Source organism: Spiroplasma sp. NBRC 100390 (assembly GCF_001886495.1).
Taxonomy (GTDB): Bacteria; Bacillota_I; Bacilli_A; order Mycoplasmatales; family Mycoplasmataceae; genus Spiroplasma.
Window position 1 is genome coordinate 435,447 of record NZ_CP018022.1, and the last position, 18,868, is coordinate 454,314.

The window sequence follows — 18,868 nt, forward strand, 5'->3', positions numbered from 1 at the left end:
AGGTTTTATTTTTTTAAAATTGTTATAATAATATTACTAAAGAATCAATAATATAAGGAGGAGGTATTAAATGTCAACATCATTAAATTATTACGATGAATTAATTAATGAGATTGAGGGATTAATTGATAATAATGATTATAATGAAGCTCTGATTAAACTTAAAACGGAGTTAACAATGCCATATATTCCTCAACATATTGAAAAGATGTTAGAAACACTATTAAAAGATGTTACTGCGAAAATGATTGAACAACAGCCAAAACCTAATTCAGTTTGATCATTAGCAAAGATTAGTGAAATTTTAACACATCCAACTGATGAAGAAACACAATTATTGGCCTTTCATTATTTAAAAGATCAAAATTTACGTAAAATTTTACCAATAATTCGAAAATATTTTGTTAATAAAAAGGTTTCAAATTTCACTAAGATTTATTTATTATATTTATTAAAAGAACAAGAAATTAACGAAGTCTTTCAGGTTCAAAAAACAAATGGTTTTTTTAAACTAAATCCACAGGAAATGATTCCTTATCAAGAAGAAAAACAAGTTAAGTTAGTGATGCAATTATTAGATCAATGAGTCTATAACGATAATCCTAGTTTATATCATACTTGCTTGTATTTATTAGAAACATATTATTATGATTTATATCCATATTTTATTGTAGATAATGAAATTCAAGCGTTAGCGGTTGCAATTATTTTTCAGGGGCAAGTAATGTATAATGAAAAAATTAATGTTGAAGAATTAGCACGACAATTTGATGTTGCTGTTCCAACAGTTCAAAAATATTTATTATACTTAAATAATAAAAATTTGTAGGCGAAATATTGCAATAAAACAAATAAAAATAAAAGAAAAATATATAAAAAAGTATTTTAAACCATTCTTTTTGTTATAATGGTTTATGTGAAAATAGTTAGGTAAGGAGTAAAATATGAAATTTAAAGCAGAAAAAATTCAAGATAAAGGAATTGGAAAATGATATGTAACTATTGATGGGGCAGAATGAACAGATTGTGTTAAAAAAGCAGAAACCAAGGCAGCAAATGAATTAGAAGTCCCTGGTTTTCGAAAAGGAAAAGTTCCAGCTGATTTACTAAAAAAACATTTAACAGAGGCAAAAATTTTAGATGCAGCGCATCATTCAGTTGTTAATAAAGCTTACCAATTTGCTTTTGACCAAAAATCAGAGATTGAACCATTTTCTTCGCCAACACCAAGAGTTAAAAAAATTACTAAAACAGAATATATTTTAGAATTAGAATTTGACTTGAAACCAGAAGTTAAAATTAATAAATATACTGGGTTTAAGCATGACCACTTAAAAAAAGAAGAAATTAAAATTAAAAAAGAAGATATTGAAAATAATATTGATCAATTACGGAACCGTTTTGCAATTTTTAAACCAAAAACAACCGCAATTGCAAAAGGAGATACAGTTATTTTTGATTTTGAAGGATTTGTTGATGGTAAACCATTTAAAGGAGGAAAAGCGACTGATTTTACCTTAGAAATTGGTAGTGGTCAATTTATTCCTGGTTTTGAAGATGCAATGATTGGGTTAAAAACAGGAGATCAAAAAGATATTAATGTTACTTTTCCTGCCGATTATCAAGTTGAAGAATTGAAATCAACTCCTGCAGTTTTTAAATTAAATATTAAAGAAGTAAAGGCCAAAGAATTACCAGAATTAAATGATGAATTAGCAAAAGATATTAATTTAAAAGGAATTGATACTTTAGCTAAATTAGAAGACCATGTTAAAAATAATATTCGAGAACAATTATTAAAACAAGAATATGATCATTTTATTGGACACTTATTCCGTTTAATTGCGGAAGATTCTGAAATTGCGTTGCCAGAATCAATTATTCGAAAAGAAGCTAACCAGTTAAAACATGAGTTTGAACAAAAATTACAAGCTCAACAAATGGATATGAAAACTTATAAAAAACGAACAGGAATGGTGGAAGAAGATATTTTTGAAGAATTATTTAAAGATGCTAAAAATCGGTTAGAGAATGGGGTTATTGTTGATGCTGTTGTTCAAGCAGAAAAAATTACAGCAACTCCTGCCGAATGTGAAGTCCAATACGAAAAATTAGGAAAACAATTTGGGATTGATGGTAAAACCTTAAAAGAAACAAAATTAGTATCAGAACAACAAGTGAAAGAGCAAGTTATTCATGATAAAGTATTTGCCTTTTTATATGAAAATAACGGTGAATAAAATAAAACTAACAATCTGTTAGTTTTATTTTATTAAAGGAAGATATTCTTCATAACCAGCATCAATCATTTTTGATAAGGGAATAAAACGTAAAGCAGCAGAATTAATACAATAGCGTAAACCACCATCAGCTTGGGGGCCATCATTAAAAACATGGCCTAAATGAATATTTGTTTTGTTAGTACGGACTTCTGTTCGTGATATTCGCAAAGAATGATCTGGTTTTTCTTGGAGTACGGTTTTATCAATTGGTTTGGTAAAACTGGGCCAACCACAACCAGCATCATATTGATCAGAAGAAACAAATAGGGGTTCTCCTGATAAAATATCAACATAAATGCCTTTTTCTTGATTATTTCAGTACTTATTTTGAAAAGGCGGTTCTGTTCCGGCATTTTGGGTTACTTCATATTCTAACGGTGTTAAATTAGCAATTTGTATTGTGGTTCAAGGTTTTTTCATTGCGATCCTTCTTTCTTTGATTAGGATAATCTTATCATTATTGAGGTTAAAACTTTAAAAAAATGGTATTTTTAGAGGCATAATAAATAAATACAATAATTTATAAAAATTAGCACTTATCTATTGCAAGTGCTAATTTTTTTGTTATAATCTTTTTGTAGTTCAAATTATATTCCGATATCCTTTAAAATGTGATAAGATATTGTCAATATAAAGTGAAGGAAAGAAACAGGAGGTGTTTTGAAGATGGATTCAAAGATAACACAATTAAAAAATGTACCAGTTTTAGTAACACGTGGTAGTTATATTTTTCCAGGCTTTGAACAGGTATTAGAAGTAGGACGAGATAAATCAATTTTAGCGGTGAATACAGCAAACAAGGATTTTGATAATCATATTGTTTTAGTTAGTCAAAAAAAGCCACTAGAGGATGATCCAAAATTATCTGAAATTTATCGAATTGGAATTTTGGCGGAATTAAAAATTCGGAAGGTATGAGAAGATGGTAGTTTAACTGTTAACTTTAAAGCAGTTGATCGGGTAAAAATTTTAGACCTACGTGAAGGTGAACTGTATACTGCGGACATTGATATTTTAAAATCAATTGTTAAATCAGAAGATAAAATTGCAGAAAAAATTACCGCTAACATTAAAGAGTTAATGGAATTACAAGATATTTTACCAGAAGATTTATTAGATCAAATTGGTGATTCAGTTGATGGTAATGAAGTTGTTGATACAATTGCCCAATTTTTACCATTTATTCCCGTGGCGAAAAAACAAGAAATCTTAGAACAATTAGATGTTGAAAAAAGATTACAAATTATTTTTGATCATTTAGTTAATAAACAACAAGCAAATGATATTGATAATAAAATTAGCAAAAAAATTAAGGAACGCGTTGATGAACAACAACGAGAATATTATTTACGTGAAAAGTTGAAAGCTATTAAAGATGAATTAGGCGAATTTGATGATGCTGCTGATGAAATGAAAACATACAAAGAACGTTTAGCAAAAGAACCATTCCCTAAAAATATTAAAGAACGAATTGAGCAAGAAATTACGCGTTATGAAGCATTGCCACAAGCATCGAGTGAATCAAATATTATTCGAACTTATATTGACTGAATGATGCAAGTGCCATGATGAGAAAAAACTGAAGAAAAAAATGATTTAAAATTTGCACAAGAAGTGTTAGATAAATATCACTTTGGTTTAGACAAAGTTAAAGAACGTATTATTGAATACTTAGCAGTAAAAACAATGACTAATTCTTTAAAAGGACAAATTATTTGTTTAGTTGGCCCACCGGGGGTTGGAAAAACTAGTTTAGCAAAATCAATTGCGGAAGCAACTGGTCGTAATTTTGTTAAAATGGCCTTGGGTGGTGTGAAAGACGAATCAGAAATTCGTGGACATCGTAAAACATATATTGGGGCAATGCCAGGACGAATTATTCAATCAATGAAACGTGCTAAAACAACAAATCCATTATTTTTATTAGATGAAATTGATAAAATGGCATCTGACTATCGTGGTGACCCAGCTAGTGCAATGTTAGAAGTGCTAGATCCTGAACAAAACGCAACATTTTCTGACCATTATTTAGAAGAAAATTATGATTTAAGTAATGTTATGTTTATTGCAACAGCAAATTATTATGATAATATTCCAGAAGCATTAATTGATCGTATGGAAATTATTCAGTTATCATCATATACTGAATTAGAAAAATTCCATATTGCAAGAGATTATTTAGTACCAAAAGTATTAAGCAATAATGGGTTAGCCGATGGCCAATTAACTATTACTGATGATGCAGTTAACGAAGTAATTAAACATTATACTCGTGAAGCTGGAGTTCGCCAGTTAGAACGAGATTTAAATGCGATTGCCCGGAAATTTATTGTTAAATTTTTAAATAAAGAAATGACTAATTTAACTGTCACAGCTAAAATTGTTAATGAGTTACTAGGAAAACGTCGATTTGAACATACCGAAAAAGAAAAAGAATCACAAGTTGGGGTTGTTACTGGCTTAGCATATACTCAATTTGGGGGTGATATTCTGCCAATTGAAGTTAATAGTTTTTTAGGAAAAGGTTCATTAGTTCTAACTGGAAAACTGGGGGATGTAATGAAAGAATCAGCCTCAATTGCCTTAGATTATGTTAAAGCAAATTCTGATAAATTTGGCATTAGTGCAAAATTTTTTGAAACCCATGATATTCATATTCATGTTCCAGAAGGAGCAGTACCAAAAGATGGTCCATCAGCAGGAATTACTTTAACAACGGCAATTATTAGTGCTTTAAGTAATCGCCCGGTTTCAAAAGATATTGGAATGACTGGTGAAATTACCTTACGAGGACAAGTCTTACCGATCGGGGGATTACGAGAAAAATCAATCTCAGCTAACCGAAGTGGTTTAAAAACAATTTTAATTCCAAATAAAAACATTAAAGATATTGAAGATATTCCAAAAGAAGTTCAAGAGACATTAAAAATAATTCCTGTTGCAACATATGATGAAGTCTTTAATAATGTTTTTGGCACAAACTAAAGGATAAAATGTATCAGTTTTGATACATTTTTTTATTTGTTAATTTACTTTTTGTTTTGATAAAGAACAAAAAGTAAATTATTTGTTTTTTATTATGGAATAAAATTAAAATAAATTATTTTTTAATTTTAATTAAAAAAATGACAAAATTTTCTGATATAATGAAGTTAATAAAATTATGTTATATGAAAAAACACTAAAATAATGCTATTTTGAAAAAACACTAAAATATTTTGCTACATAAAATTTAATATTAATTTTCCAAAAATATTATTAAAATATAAATATTTTGTTATTTTTTAAATTTTTAAATTCGGGATCAGTTGTGGGCGGGTAGAAAAGGAGACATGTTGATATGAAAAAGATGTTAACAGTTTTAACGACTGTTGTTTTGGGAAGTAATACCGGATTACTTGTACCTAGAACAATTGATCAAGTGCAGAAATGAGATGGGATAGAAGATAATCCAATTTCTGCACAAACTATGCCAAAACATAATAATTTATTAAAAGATAATACAAAACAATTAACTGCGGGATTTATTCGTTCAATTATTACGATGATTAATCACAACACTGTGCTTAAGAACTTGGAAATTAAGGTTACAAGTATTGAAGACAGCGAAGTTTCAGCAAAAAGTCAAATAAGATCTAAGTTTATGTCTGTTCTAAGAAATTATGGGATAGATTTTAATCATCTTGTTTTTGATTTTAAATTGACTGATTTTGCTCCGCCGCAAGAATTGTCGGCTAAAGAAATTGTGCCAGGTTCTATAAACGCAAGAATTGGCATAAGAAATACGATGGAAAAAGAATTTTTATGGTCGAATATTTTTTTGGTTAAAATTTTGTTTCCACCAATCATTCAAGAACCTAAAGCAGAAAATATTGTTATAAATAGTAAATATAATGACAAAGGTTTTAGCGATGGTTTAGCTTATAATGATATTCTTTATTTTGTCAATGATACAAGAGTTTTTAGTTATGATCAAAAATCAACTAATGTTGAACTTATTATGCAACTTGAAAACCGTATTATTACGAACGGTGTTGCTTATAATAATAACCTTTATTTTGCGGCCGATGACTGCTATGTGTATGAATATAATCTAATAAATCATCATGTTAATAAAATTTTTAAAGCAAATAATTTAATTAAAAGCAATGGGATTGTTGTGAATAATAAACTTTATTTTGGTTCTGATGATTATTCGTTATATGAATATGATGCAAAAACTAGCGTCGGAAAAATTGTTTTAACAGCAGAATCAGAAATTAGACATTCTGGAACAGTTTATAACAATAAACTTTATTTTGGGACAGAAAATAATGATTTTTATGCTTATGATACAATAGAAGATAAAACTACCAGTTGAAAACGAACCAATGAAGAATCTACCGTTTCTGATTCGGGGGTTCTTGTTGGTGATGCGATTTATTTTACTGCAAATTTAAAAAACAAAAGTAGTATTTATAAATTGGATTTAATAAAAAAGGTTATATGAACATGAGATTTTGTTTCTGATATTAATACTTGATTCCGAATGGGTTCAATAATGTCTTTAAAAAATAAACTTTATCTTTTTATGACTCTTGATGGTTACGAATTTACACAAATATATGAATTTAATCATGAGCGTTTAATCCGCTTTGCATCGGTTGATCATCTGAGTGGTTCAACGGCTTATCTTAAAGGTATCATTTATAATAATGCTATTTATATGGCATATTCAACTAAAATTTACAAGTTTGATGTTGAAAAAAGAACAAGCAAACCAGTTTTTGATATTAATGGTTGGTCATGAATACGTATTCCAGAGTTTACAAATCGTGGAGTTCTTTTAAATGATAAAATTTATTATAGCACTGCAATTGATGGAATACTTGAATATGATTTGAAAAATAATTTTTAGAATATTAAATAAATAATATTTAAAAAATGTTCTTCATTAACAATATAATTTATTTATTTGATTGATAATCACTAATTGCATTCTTTATAAAAAGGTATAAAATAATAAGTATAGAAAAGGAAGTGATTAGTAATGGCAAAAGCATCAGATTCACAAGTTAGTAATTTAGTTAATATGTTAGATGGATATATGCAAAAAGGTGGACACCATTTAAATGTTAATGTTTTAGATCGTGATGTTCTAAGAGAGGCTCAAAAACATCCAGAACAATATCCACAATTAACAATTCGTGTTTCAGGTTATGCGGTGAATTTTGTTAAATTAACTAAAGAACAACAAGAGGATGTTATTTCAAGAACTTTCCACGAAGGAATGTAATAACTTAATGCTAAAATAACTACTAAAAATTAGTAGTTATTTTTTATAATAAATAAAAGATTTCTTAATAATAATTTATTTTATATGATGTAAGCACTAATAATTAGAATTATTGGTCGCTTTCTTTTTCACAAATTAAGGAATATAATTAATATGTACAGAAAAGGAGAGAAAAATGTCACAAGTTATTGGCTACTATAGTAGTTACGAATCGTTTGGTGCTGTTGATGGTCCAGGGTTGCGGTTGGTATACTTTCTACAAGGTTGCCCATTACGGTGCAAATATTGTCACAATCCTGAAACACAAGTTGTTAACAAAGAAAAACCAATTACCGTTGCTGAAATTATTGATCATTATGAAAAATCAAAAGAATTTTATCGTCAGGGGGGAATAACAATTTCGGGGGGTGAACCCTTGATGCAAATTGATTTTATTATTGCCTTATTTACTGAATTAAAAAAAAGGGGAATTCATACCTGTGTTGACACTTCCGTAGTAACCTTTAGTGAAAACCCACTTTTATTGCAAAAATGAGGTGAATTAGTAAAAGTTTGTGATTTATTTATTTGTGATATTAAAGAAATTAATTCAGCTCGTCATAAGGAATTAACAGGATTAGGAAACGAAAATATTTTAAAGGGAATTAAATGATTAGATGAACAAGGTGCTAATTTATGAATTCGTCATGTTCTAGTTCCGGGCTATACCGATACGAAAGAAAATTTAACAGGAATTGGCCATTTTATTAAAGATTTAAAACATATGGAAAAATTCGAAATTTTACCATATCATAATATGATGGTTCCAAAATATGACAATATGAATCGTAAATTTGAACTACCAGAAGTAGTTCCACCAACACGAGAATATTGTCAAGAATGTTTAAAAATTATTAACAAAGCCATGCACGATGCATAATAAAAAATCACATCAAATGATGTGATTTTTTATTGGTTATGACGGAATAAGACAGCTTGGTTGTTAGGTCTATAAGTTTTAGTATTATGATATGCATCATTAACTCATTGAGTTACGTTCATATTAATAATATTTCAATTATATAATTGAGCGTATTTATTTTTGACATTACTCATTAATCGTGATGGGATTGTGGCTGGATCAGTTAGTTTTTTACTAAACCCAAAGTTATTGTTTGTACTAAGAATAATTCCGAAGAGACCTTTTTGTTGATTCAGAATTCCAGCAATTGTTCAATCCACAATTTTCTGCTTTCATGTTTCACTACCAACAAGGATAATTGCTGCTTTTGCGTCGGTAATAATTGTTGTTTCAATGTGTTTAATTAACATTTCATCAGTAAATAAACCATTATTAATTTCAGGTAATAGCGCAGGACAGATAAAATCAAAGGTTTTTTCGTATTTGGTTAGAAACGTATTTTTTGCTTCTTCATCATTGGGATGAGAAATTAGTAAAATTTTGTCTTTTTGCATTGGTTACCTCCTTTTATTAATTATAACGAATAGTAAAAAAGAAATGGAATTTTTTATTTTTTTCAATAGTGGTACCGTAAAAATTAAGATTTTTATATTTTTTTTTGAAAATTTTTGGTAATTTTATTAGGGAAACAATGATAAAAAAATAAAAATATAGTATAAATATAAATATAGAAAGAAAAAAGGAGTAAGTTTAAAGTTATGGAAAATAAAAAAATTCAAGGATTGATTGAGCGAGTTGGGGTAGCTCAAAAAATCTTTGCTACTTTTTCACAAGAACAAGTTGATAAAGTATTCTATGCAGCAGCAGTAGCTGCAAATAAGGCACGGATTGAATTAGCAATTGATGCGGTTCATGAAACAAAGATGGGAATTATTGAAGATAAAATTATTAAGAATCACTATGCTGCTGAATATGTTTACAACAAGTATCGTGATAGTAAAACAGTGGGGGTTTATGAAGAAAATGTTGGATTAGGATACCAATTAGTATATGAACCAGTTGGAATCATTGCAGCGGTTATTCCAACAACTAATCCAACGGCAACAGCTATTTTTAAAACAATGTTAGCATTAAAAACAAGAAATGGTATTATCATTTCACCACACCCGGGAGCAAAAGATTGTACAATTAAAGCCGCAAAAATTATCTTAGATGCTGCAGTAGCGGCGGGAGCACCAAAAGATATTATTGCCTGAGTTGAAGATGCTCAAATTCAAGATACAACTGATTTAATGCAAGCAGCTGATTTAATTTTAGCAACTGGTGGACCAGGGATGGTTAAATCAGCTTATTCATCGGGAAAACCAGCGATTGGGGTTGGTGCTGGAAACTGTCCAGCAATTATTACTGAATTAGCTGATTTGGACACTGCAACATCATCAATTATTCAATCAAATACTTTTGATAATGGTGTTATTTGTGCAACTGAAAATGCGGTGATTGTTGTTGAAAAAGTTTATGATCAAGTAGTTAAACTATTTGAAGCAAAAAATGGCTATGTAATGACCAAAAAAGAAGATTTAGATAAAATCCGTAAGGCAATGTTTAAAGAAGGAAAATATGGGGTTTTAAATGCTGCTTTAGTAGGTCAAACACCACAAACAATTGCAAAGTTAAGTGGAGTTACAATTCCGGAAAATACAAAATTAATTTTATGTGTGGCAGAAAAAACAAGTCATGATGAACCATTAGCCCATGAAAAATTATCAACTTATGTTTCATTATATAAAGCAAAAGATTTTGATCATGCATTAACAATGGCAAAAGAATTGTTAACAATGGGACCAGGACATACTGCTAGTTTATGAACTGATGAGATTAAAGGTAAAAATGAAATTGCGTTATGACGCGATCAATGTAATGCTGGAAGAATGGTTATTAATATGCCAGCAAGTTTAGGGGCAGTTGGTGATATGTATAATTTTTATTTAGCACCATCATTTACCTTAGGATGTGGTAGTTGAGGAGGAAATTCAACTTCAACAAACATTGAACCAAAACACTTATTAAATACTAAAACTGTTGCAATGAGGAGAGAAAATATGCAATGAATGAGATTACCAGAACGAATTTATCATAAATTTGGTTGTTTACCAATCGCGTTACAAGATTTAAAAGAATGAAATAGTAAAAAAGCCTTTATTGTGACAGACCCAATGATTAATCAATTATATGGAACACGAGTAACGAGTGTTTTAGAAGATTTGGGTATTAAATATGATGTTTTTGCGGATGTTGAACCAAATCCAACCTTTGCGACAACTGAACGTGGGGTTAAATCAATGCAAAACTCAAAGCCAGATGTTGTTATTGCAATTGGTGGAGGTAGTGCAATGGATGCTGCCAAAATGATTTGATTAATGTATCAACATCCGGATGTTAAATTTGCTGATTTAGCAATGACTTTTAATGATATTCGAAAACGAATTGTTAAGTTCCCAGTTATTGATAAATCAGTACGCTTGGTATGTATTCCAACAACATCAGGAACAGGTTCAGAAGTAACACCATTTTCTGTTATTACAGATGATAAAACACATATTAAGTATCCTTTAGCAGATTATGCTTTAACACCAGATATGGCAATTGTTGATCCAGAATTAACATTAACAGTGCCAAAAGGGGGAACTAATGCTCCGGCATTAGATGCTTTAACGCATTTATTTGAATCATATGTTTCGGTGTTAGCAACAGATTACACTGATCCATATGCCTTGCAAGGAATCAAAACAATTTTTGAGTATTTACCAGATGCTTATCATAATGGACAAACCGCTGTTAAAGCAAGATGCAAAATGGCGGATGCCGCAACCCAAGCTGGAATGGCCTTTGCTAATGCATTTTTAGGATTAGTTCATTCAATGTCGCATAAAATTGGAGGAGAATTTGGAGTTATTCATGGTTCAGCAAATTCAATTTTATTACCATATATTATTCGTTATAATGCTGCAACAATTTTAGATGGAGGAAAACAAACTTACTTCTCACAATATACTGTTGCTAATGCTTTAGAACGTTATGCACAAATTGCAAAATATTGTGGAGTAAAAGGAAATAATGATGCTGAATTAGTTGATAAATTAATTGCTAATGTCCAAGCTTTATCAAAAGATGTTGAAATTCCTGCTTCATTTAAAGATTATTTTGCAAAATTTAATATTACAGTTAGTGAAAAAGAATTCTTGACAGTTGTTGATAAAATGTCGCAAGATGCTTTTGATGACCAATGTACACCAGCAAATCCACGGATTCCGTTAATTAGTGATATTAAACAAATTTATTTAGATGCTTATCACGGTATTGCCGTAAAACCATTAAAAAAATAAGAAATAAACTGTAACCTTTTTATTAAACTTATTGTTATTTTTGTAAAGAACTATTTTTTGATAGTTCTTTTTTTATGATATTATGTATGAAACAAGGTACGAGAGAAAGTGGGAATGAAGATGAAACGAACAATTACATTAGCAGCCGGGTGTTTTTGAGGAACACAAGCTTATTTTGATCGTCAACCAGGAGTTTTAACAACGACCGTTGGTTATGCTAATGGTCATCAAGCAAGTGTGACATATGATGAGGTTTGTAAGAATGAAACGGGATTTGTTGAAGCTTGCCAAATTACTTTTGATGAAACAATTATTTCATTAGAAAAATTATTAACTAAGTATTGGCAAGTAATTGACCCAACCCTATTAAATCAACAAGGGAATGATGTTGGTTCGCAATATCGAACAGGAATTTATTATTATGAAGCAGATGAAACATGAGGACGCCCAATTATTCTTAAGTCACGGGATGAAATTGCAAAACAGTATCAGAAACAAATTGTGACAGAAATTCAACCATTATCGTTATATCTTTTAGCAGAAGAATATCATCAAAAGTATTTGGAAAAAAATCCAACAGGGTATTGTCATATTAATTTAACAAAAAGTTAGAGCCCTAGTCATATTGATATTGTATTAGCTATTTTTTAAACCGTTCAATAGACGGTTTTCTTCTTTGCCATTATATATAACAATCTGGCTTTTTAATTAAAAAATAACTTTATCAAATTAATTGCAAAATTTTAATGATATTTTGCAATTAATTTGATAAATATTTATTCTATTTTTGATTTTTTATTTCTTTTATAAGATATTATTAATAGTTTAATTTTAATTATGCTATTAAGAATTGGGAAGGAACCATTTAAAAAAATGAAAAAATTATTAACTATTTGAAGTGTAATAACATTAACAGGTACGACTGGTCCAAATGTGGTATCTTGTAATAAACAAAATAATGAAGAGGTTGAAGATGATACTTATGGAAAAGATCTTGAAGTACTAAATGAAATTAAGACAAAAGCAAGTCAAGATATTAGTAATTATCTTAAAGCAAGGATGTATATTGATAGTAACAAAAATAATTTAGAAGATATTTATAAAAGGGTAAATCTGAGGAACTCATCTTATCAACTAAATTTAAATAAGTCAGATGATAAAAAATTAACAAATTATTTTATTAATGAATTTAACAATGTTTTTGATTATGTAAATCAAAATTTAAAAAATACATACTCAAATTATTTTCCAGACAAAATGCCACTAACATTTGAAGAAGACAAGACCACGATTGATGTTAGTTTTATTAATGTCGAAGGAATTAAAAATAATTTTCCAGCAAATATTGTTGCTGAAGATTTTAAAGGGGCTAGAGTTAATTTAAAGACAGTAGTAAGTCTTAATTTTAAAACAATGTTTTCAGAATTTGAAATATCAACAGTTTATAATGTAACAGAAAATCCAAGTGCCTTACAAACGCTTTCAAGTGAAGCAACAAAATTTTTATTAAAAAAACTACAAAGATATTTTAAGGATTTAGAAAATGTTGATTTTAGTACAAATAAGGTTTTTAAATCCTTATATGAACAAGTACAATGAGATTTTTCAAAAAAAATTGATGTTTTAAATGATACTTTAAAAAAATCACTTAAACAATATATTATTGGAAACGAGAAATTTCGAAATATTGATGTAACTTATAATAATGTGGCATTAATTGAACGTGTGAGTAACGGTGATTTATCAGAAGAAAATAAGGGTTCTGATAAATTGTTTAAAACCCAGAATGCGCGAGATTTAACATTATCAAATTGGTTGAAAGGGACAGAAGAACCAAAAAGTATTAATAATGCAACAGAAAATGATTTTGTTAATTTTTATAAAAGTAGAATTGGTCGGGGATTAAATATTAATGATAATGATTCTTTAACTTTAGGTAGTTTTAAATTTAATTTAAGTTATTTAAATATTGATGGAATGGGTCTTTCGGGATATGCCACTAATATTGATGATGTTGATGATGACATGGGTAATAATATTATAATGACTTTAAATTTATCACGTGCTGCGATTGATCAAAAATTAAATAATTGAGCAAAAATTATCATTGCGTTTTGAAAACATATAAATACTGGTCCTTTTGCTAAAAAAGACACCGTTGAAATTACTGTCGCTAGTCGTTTATTTCGAACTATTTCAGAAGTGAATAAAAGAGATGGTTTAAAAGGCACTCTAAAAGTTTTGGTTGATAATTTTAAAAAAACAACGGAAGCACAAAGTTTAGAGGATATTGATTTATTTAAATTAATATCTCATCCATCATTTAAAAAAACTAAGGGGAAAAGTAAAACCGATACTTCAGGTAGTCCAACTTTAATATGAGATTCTTCAAATAGTAAGAATTGAGCAGTATTGTTTACTTTTGGTGTAGATTTTGATAGTGGCTTATACTATTGTTTTGCATCTTCTTCAGATGATAAATCATTAAAAAATGATATTGATTTTAAAATAAGTATTAAAAAAATCGTTTATTAAATTAAGTATTTTTATAAAAAGGAAAAACAAATGAAAAAAAATACAAAAAAATGGTGATTATTAAATGTAAATTTAATTCTTATTATTATTTTGCTTTTAAGTTTTATGTTGTATATATTATATTGTGCTTATGGAAAACGACACCCAAAATTAGCAGCGCAACCATTAGTTGATCCGATTTCGTTACGTTCAACAATCACCGAAGCTGATTTAGGAACAATTAACACGGATGGAGCGCATGTTCCAGCAGCAAGAGATATAAAACATAAATTAAAAGATAAGTATAATAATTTAAATATTAGTGATATTGATATATCAAATATTACACAATGAGATGCAACAATTACCGCAAAAGATAAAAGTACTTATAAGGGAAAAATACTAATCAAATATGTTATTAATAGAACGATGACTGATGGTTCGATTTCATTACGAGTAAGATTGTTTTATCAAGAAACAGATTATTGATGTGGACCAGCCACATTACAAATGATTGTGGACTATTTTACGGATAAAGTTATTTCACAACAAGAATTATCAGCACAAATGTATACTGAGAATTATCATGGAACTTATCCCGAATATATGGTTAAAAGTTTGAATGAAATAGCAACACCGAACAAACGACGTTATGTTAATAAAAGGTTACGCCAAAATTTTGGTGATAATATCAATGAACAGAAAATATTTTATCAGGATGTTAAAAATAGTTTAGCACATAATTTTCCGGTTGCCTTAGCAATCTTTGGGAAATATCCTTGGTCAGGATATATGCGGCACTATGTTGTTATATATGGCATTTTGGTTGCAAGAAATTTTGAAAATTATAAATATTTAATTCTTGATCCAACTTTAGGAAAGTTAGATATAGAACAATCTCAAATTCATAATCTTTTTAGCTTAGAAAATAACGGCAGAATCAGTATCTATCAATAAAATATTTTTAAATGTTCTATTTTATTTTAGCCTTTGTTAAAGGGCAATAAATTTAAATAATAAATTGCATAAATATTAAAAGGTTTTTAAACTAAAACCTTTTTTATTGAAAAAAATTTTATTAACTTGGAGATTAAAATAATATCGGAACATTAGTATTAATTATTGTTTTTATTTTAAAAAAAGCATATAATTACTATTAAGGAGGATTGGATATGGCGATGTTTAATAATAAAAAGCCAACTTTCATATCAATGGATTTAGGAACAGCTTATACCTTGGTTTATATATCAGGAAGCGGAATTGTTTATAATGAACCATCGATTGTGGCTTATAAAATTAAAGAAAATAGAATTATTGCTGTTGGAAATGAAGCATATAAGATGATTGGAAAAGGAAATAAGACAATTAGAATTGTGCGACCAATGGTCGATGGGGTTATTACCGATATTCGTGCAACGGAAGCCCAATTAAAATATATTTTTAACCGTTTACGGATTAGTAAACAATTAGCTAATTCAATTATGTTATTAGCTACTCCGTCAGTAATTACGGAATTAGAAAAAAATGCTTTAAAGAAAATTGCAATGAACTTAGGTGCAACAAGGGTTTTTGTTGAAGAAGAAGTTAAAATGGCTGCTTTAGGTGGCGGGGTTGATATTTACAAACCTTTTGGAAACTTAGTTATTGATATGGGTGGAGGAACCACTGATATTGCTGTTCTTGCTTCAGGAGATATTGTGTTATCAAAATCAGTAAAAGTTGCTGGGAACTATTTAAACGATGAAATTTTAAAATATGTTCGTTCACAATATGGTTTAGAAATTGGAATTAAAACAGCAGAAATGATTAAAATTGAAATTGGTTCATTAGCAAAACATGGCGATGAACGTAAAATGAAAGTATATGGACGAGATGTTGTTTCAGGGTTACCACGTGAAATTGAATTAACGCCAGAAGAAGTTCGTGAAGTGTTAAAAGTTCCAGTCTCACGGATTATTGATTTAGCCGTCCAAGTCTTAGAAGAAACACCACCAGAACTAGCGGGAGACATCTTCCGAAACGGAATTACTATCTGTGGTGGTGGTGGTTTAATCAAAGGAATTGACCACTACTTTGAAGAAACTTTACAATTACCAGCTAAAATTGGAGAACAACCATTATTAGCGGTTATTAATGGAACAAAAAAATTTGAATCAGATATTTATGACATTATTCGTCAAGAGCACCAAAAAACAAAAGAATTGGATTATTAATTGTTATTGGCTGATAGTTAATAATGAAGAATCGTAAAATTGTTTTAGTCGGTTGTGGTGCAGTAGGGACATCGTTCCTTTATGCTGCAATCAATCAAGGTTTAGCTCAAGAATATGTTTTAATTGATATTAATTATGAATGAGCAGAAGGGCACGCCTTGGATTTAGATGATTGTAATCCTGTCTTAGAGCGACCATTTTATAGCGTTAATGCCGGTACTTATCAAGACTGTGCTGATGCTGATATGGTTGTGGTAACGGCGGGACGTCCACAAAAAGAAGGTGAAACAAGATTAGAAATGATTGCTGATAATGCTAAAATTATGCAAGAAGTTGCTTTAGCAATTAAAGCTTCTGGTTTTGAGGGCATTTCTTTAATTGCATCTAATCCCGTAGATATTTTAACTACTGTATATCAAAAGGTAACTGGTTTTAATCCGCACACAATTTTAGGGTCGGGGACTAGTTTGGATTCTGCTCGTTTACGTCGTCTGATTGGAAAAAAGTTAAATGTCCATCCTAGTTCAGTTCACGCTTATATTATGGGTGAACATGGCGATTCAGCAATGACAGCGTGAAGTTGTGCTTCAATTTTAGGGAAACGAATTAGCGACTATGTAGAAGAAGGGCGCTTAACACTTGAAGATCTAAAAGAATGTCAAAGTGATGCCATTAACATGGCATACAAAATTATTGAAAAGAAAAAATCAACTTTTTATGGCATTGGTGTTGTTTTAGCCCATATTGCTCGTATTATTATTCGTGGGGAGAACCAAGCAATCTTAATTGGTGCATACTTAAGCGGCGAATATGGGCAGAATGGAATTTATACCGGTGTTCCAGCTGTGGTTAGCAACTATGGGTGGGAACGAATTATTAAATTACATATTAATAATGAAGAACAAGAACAATTTAATAAATCTTGTCAAAAAATTCATGAGGCCGTAACTGTTGCTTTTCAAGCAATTGGGATTCAATAAAACTGATTTATTATCAGTTTTTTTATGTTATGATTTAAAAAATAGGAGGGAAGATTAATGCAACAACCGTTAGCGTTTTTGTTACGCCCAACAGCAATTACTGATATTATTGGACAAAGTCATATTATTAATGATCAAAATGGTCTTATTTCTCGAATGTTAAAATATAACTATGCTAGTTCATTAATTTTTTATGGTGATCCTGGTGTTGGGAAAAGTAGTATTGCGCGTGCTTTGGCAAATGATTTGCAATTAGAATATGCTGTTTTTAATGCTGAAATTGATAAGAAACAAGATTTAGAAAACATAATTAAAAAAGCTCAAAATGTTGATCGTTTTATTATTATTGTTGAAGAAGTTCACCGAATGAATAAAGATCGCCAAGATATTTTGTTACAATATTTAGAAAATGGGCACTTAATTATGTTTGCTTGTACGACTGAGAATCCCTATTTTGTCATTAATCCAGCGTTACGATCACGGGCAAATATTATTAAATTAGAGCGGATTACTACTGATGAAATGTTAATCGGGTTAAAAAAGTTAATTGCCACAAAAAAATTAGCATTAACAATTACCACTGAAGCATTGGAATTAATTTGCCAATTAGCTAGTGGTGATTTACGGATTGCAATTAATATCTTAGAATTATGTTTAAACTTATACCCCAAAGAAGAAATTACCACCGCAATTATTACAAGTATTGCACCAACAGCAAATTTAATTAATTTTGCCGATGGTGATGAACACCATGATTTAAAATCAGCGTTACAGAAAGCAATTCGTGGCAGTGATGTTGATGCGGCATTGTATTATTTTGCTCGCTTATTGGCAAGTGGGGATCATGAAGCTTTGTTACGACGAATGCTAATTATTGCGTATGAAGATATTGGCTTAGCTAATCCCTCGATTGCAATTCATGTGAAAGCTGCTGTTGATAGCTTTCGTCAAATTGGGTTACCCGAAGGACGAATTCCATTAGGATTAGCAATTGTTGAAATGTGTTTAAGTGAAAAATCAAATAGTGCTTATTTAGCAACGGACCAAGCTTATGACGATGTTTTAAATGGTAAAATTTATCCAATTCCGCATAATTTACGTGATACAAGCTACGCTTCAGCAGTAAAATTAGGAAATGGGGTTGGTTATCAATATCCCCATGATTTTCCAAATGATTATGTTGTTCAGCAGTACTTACCAAAAGAAATGCTCGGAACTGTTTATTATCATCCCAAATTACATAGTGTGTATGAGAAACGAATCAATGAGTTATATCATCGTTTTAGGAATAAAACCAAGTAGTTACTTTAAAGTAAC

14 protein-coding genes and 1 pseudogene are annotated in these 18,868 nt (G+C 29.6%); 13 read left to right on the forward strand and 2 right to left on the reverse strand.

Going from position 1 to position 18,868, the window contains the following annotated elements; genetic code table 4:
• The first annotated feature begins 70 nt into the window (after positions 1 to 70).
• Together S100390_RS01980 and tig are read left to right on the forward strand one after the other, a co-directional pair.
• On the forward strand, positions 71 to 829 hold the full coding sequence (locus S100390_RS01980) for a DUF3196 family protein (RefSeq protein ID WP_070406630.1): 759 nt from the start codon (positions 71 to 73) through the stop codon (positions 827 to 829).
• Between the two features lie 115 nt (positions 830 to 944).
• Positions 945 to 2,240: a trigger factor gene (tig, locus tag S100390_RS01985; RefSeq protein ID WP_070406631.1), complete on the forward strand. Its 1,296-nt coding sequence runs from the start codon at positions 945 to 947 to the stop codon at positions 2,238 to 2,240.
• 24 nt (positions 2,241 to 2,264) lie between these two features.
• On the opposite strand, the gene msrB is transcribed toward tig, so the two are convergent.
• A complete protein-coding gene (gene msrB / locus S100390_RS01990; RefSeq protein ID WP_070406632.1) occupies positions 2,265 to 2,702 on the reverse strand; it encodes a peptide-methionine (R)-S-oxide reductase MsrB in 438 nt (145 codons plus the stop codon).
• Between the two features lie 246 nt (positions 2,703 to 2,948).
• Between msrB and lon the strand changes: the two genes are divergently transcribed.
• From lon to pflA, 4 genes are all read left to right on the forward strand, one after another.
• A complete protein-coding gene (gene lon, locus S100390_RS01995; protein ID WP_070406633.1) occupies positions 2,949 to 5,267 on the forward strand; it encodes an endopeptidase La in 2,319 nt (772 codons plus the stop codon).
• Positions 5,268 to 5,622: 355 nt separating this feature from the next.
• On the forward strand, positions 5,623 to 7,179 hold the full coding sequence (locus S100390_RS02000; protein WP_070406634.1) for a PQQ-binding-like beta-propeller repeat protein: 1,557 nt from the start codon (positions 5,623 to 5,625) through the stop codon (positions 7,177 to 7,179).
• Positions 7,180 to 7,311: 132 nt separating this feature from the next.
• Positions 7,312 to 7,557, forward strand: a complete 246-nt coding sequence (locus S100390_RS02005; protein ID WP_070406635.1) for a glycine radical domain-containing protein — start codon at positions 7,312 to 7,314, stop codon at positions 7,555 to 7,557.
• A 175-nt stretch (positions 7,558 to 7,732) separates the two neighbouring features.
• Positions 7,733 to 8,476 carry a pyruvate formate-lyase-activating protein gene (pflA, locus tag S100390_RS02010; protein WP_071890202.1) on the forward strand — a complete coding sequence of 248 codons (744 nt, stop codon included), beginning with the start codon at positions 7,733 to 7,735 and terminating at the stop codon, positions 8,474 to 8,476.
• 29 nt (positions 8,477 to 8,505) lie between these two features.
• Here the strand turns inward: pflA and S100390_RS02015 are convergent, their stop codons facing one another.
• Positions 8,506 to 9,012 (reverse strand): TIR domain-containing protein, encoded by a 507-nt coding sequence (locus S100390_RS02015; RefSeq protein WP_070406636.1) that lies wholly within the window; start codon positions 9,010 to 9,012, stop codon positions 8,506 to 8,508.
• Positions 9,013 to 9,207: 195 nt separating this feature from the next.
• Between S100390_RS02015 and adhE the strand changes: the two are divergent.
• The 7 genes and pseudogenes from adhE to S100390_RS02050 form a co-directional block, all read left to right on the forward strand.
• A pseudogene (adhE, locus tag S100390_RS02020) lies at positions 9,208 to 11,844 on the forward strand (bifunctional acetaldehyde-CoA/alcohol dehydrogenase); the annotation flags it as partial.
• Between the two features lie 114 nt (positions 11,845 to 11,958).
• Entirely contained in the window at positions 11,959 to 12,456 is a 498-nt protein-coding gene (gene msrA / locus S100390_RS02025) for a peptide-methionine (S)-S-oxide reductase MsrA (RefSeq protein WP_231918069.1), read from the forward strand.
• 261 nt (positions 12,457 to 12,717) lie between these two features.
• Entirely contained in the window at positions 12,718 to 14,379 is a 1,662-nt protein-coding gene (locus tag S100390_RS02030) for a lipoprotein (protein WP_070406639.1), read from the forward strand.
• Between the two features lie 30 nt (positions 14,380 to 14,409).
• A complete protein-coding gene (locus S100390_RS02035) occupies positions 14,410 to 15,315 on the forward strand; it encodes a C39 family peptidase (protein WP_070406640.1) in 906 nt (301 codons plus the stop codon).
• 215 nt (positions 15,316 to 15,530) lie between these two features.
• Positions 15,531 to 16,571, forward strand: a complete 1,041-nt coding sequence (locus tag S100390_RS02040) for a rod shape-determining protein (RefSeq protein WP_070406641.1) — start codon at positions 15,531 to 15,533, stop codon at positions 16,569 to 16,571.
• 23 nt (positions 16,572 to 16,594) lie between these two features.
• On the forward strand, positions 16,595 to 17,551 hold the full coding sequence (locus tag S100390_RS02045) for an L-lactate dehydrogenase (RefSeq protein WP_070406642.1): 957 nt from the start codon (positions 16,595 to 16,597) through the stop codon (positions 17,549 to 17,551).
• Between the two features lie 57 nt (positions 17,552 to 17,608).
• On the forward strand, positions 17,609 to 18,853 hold the full coding sequence (locus S100390_RS02050; RefSeq protein ID WP_070406643.1) for a replication-associated recombination protein A: 1,245 nt from the start codon (positions 17,609 to 17,611) through the stop codon (positions 18,851 to 18,853).
• Positions 18,854 to 18,868: the final 15 nt, after the last annotated feature.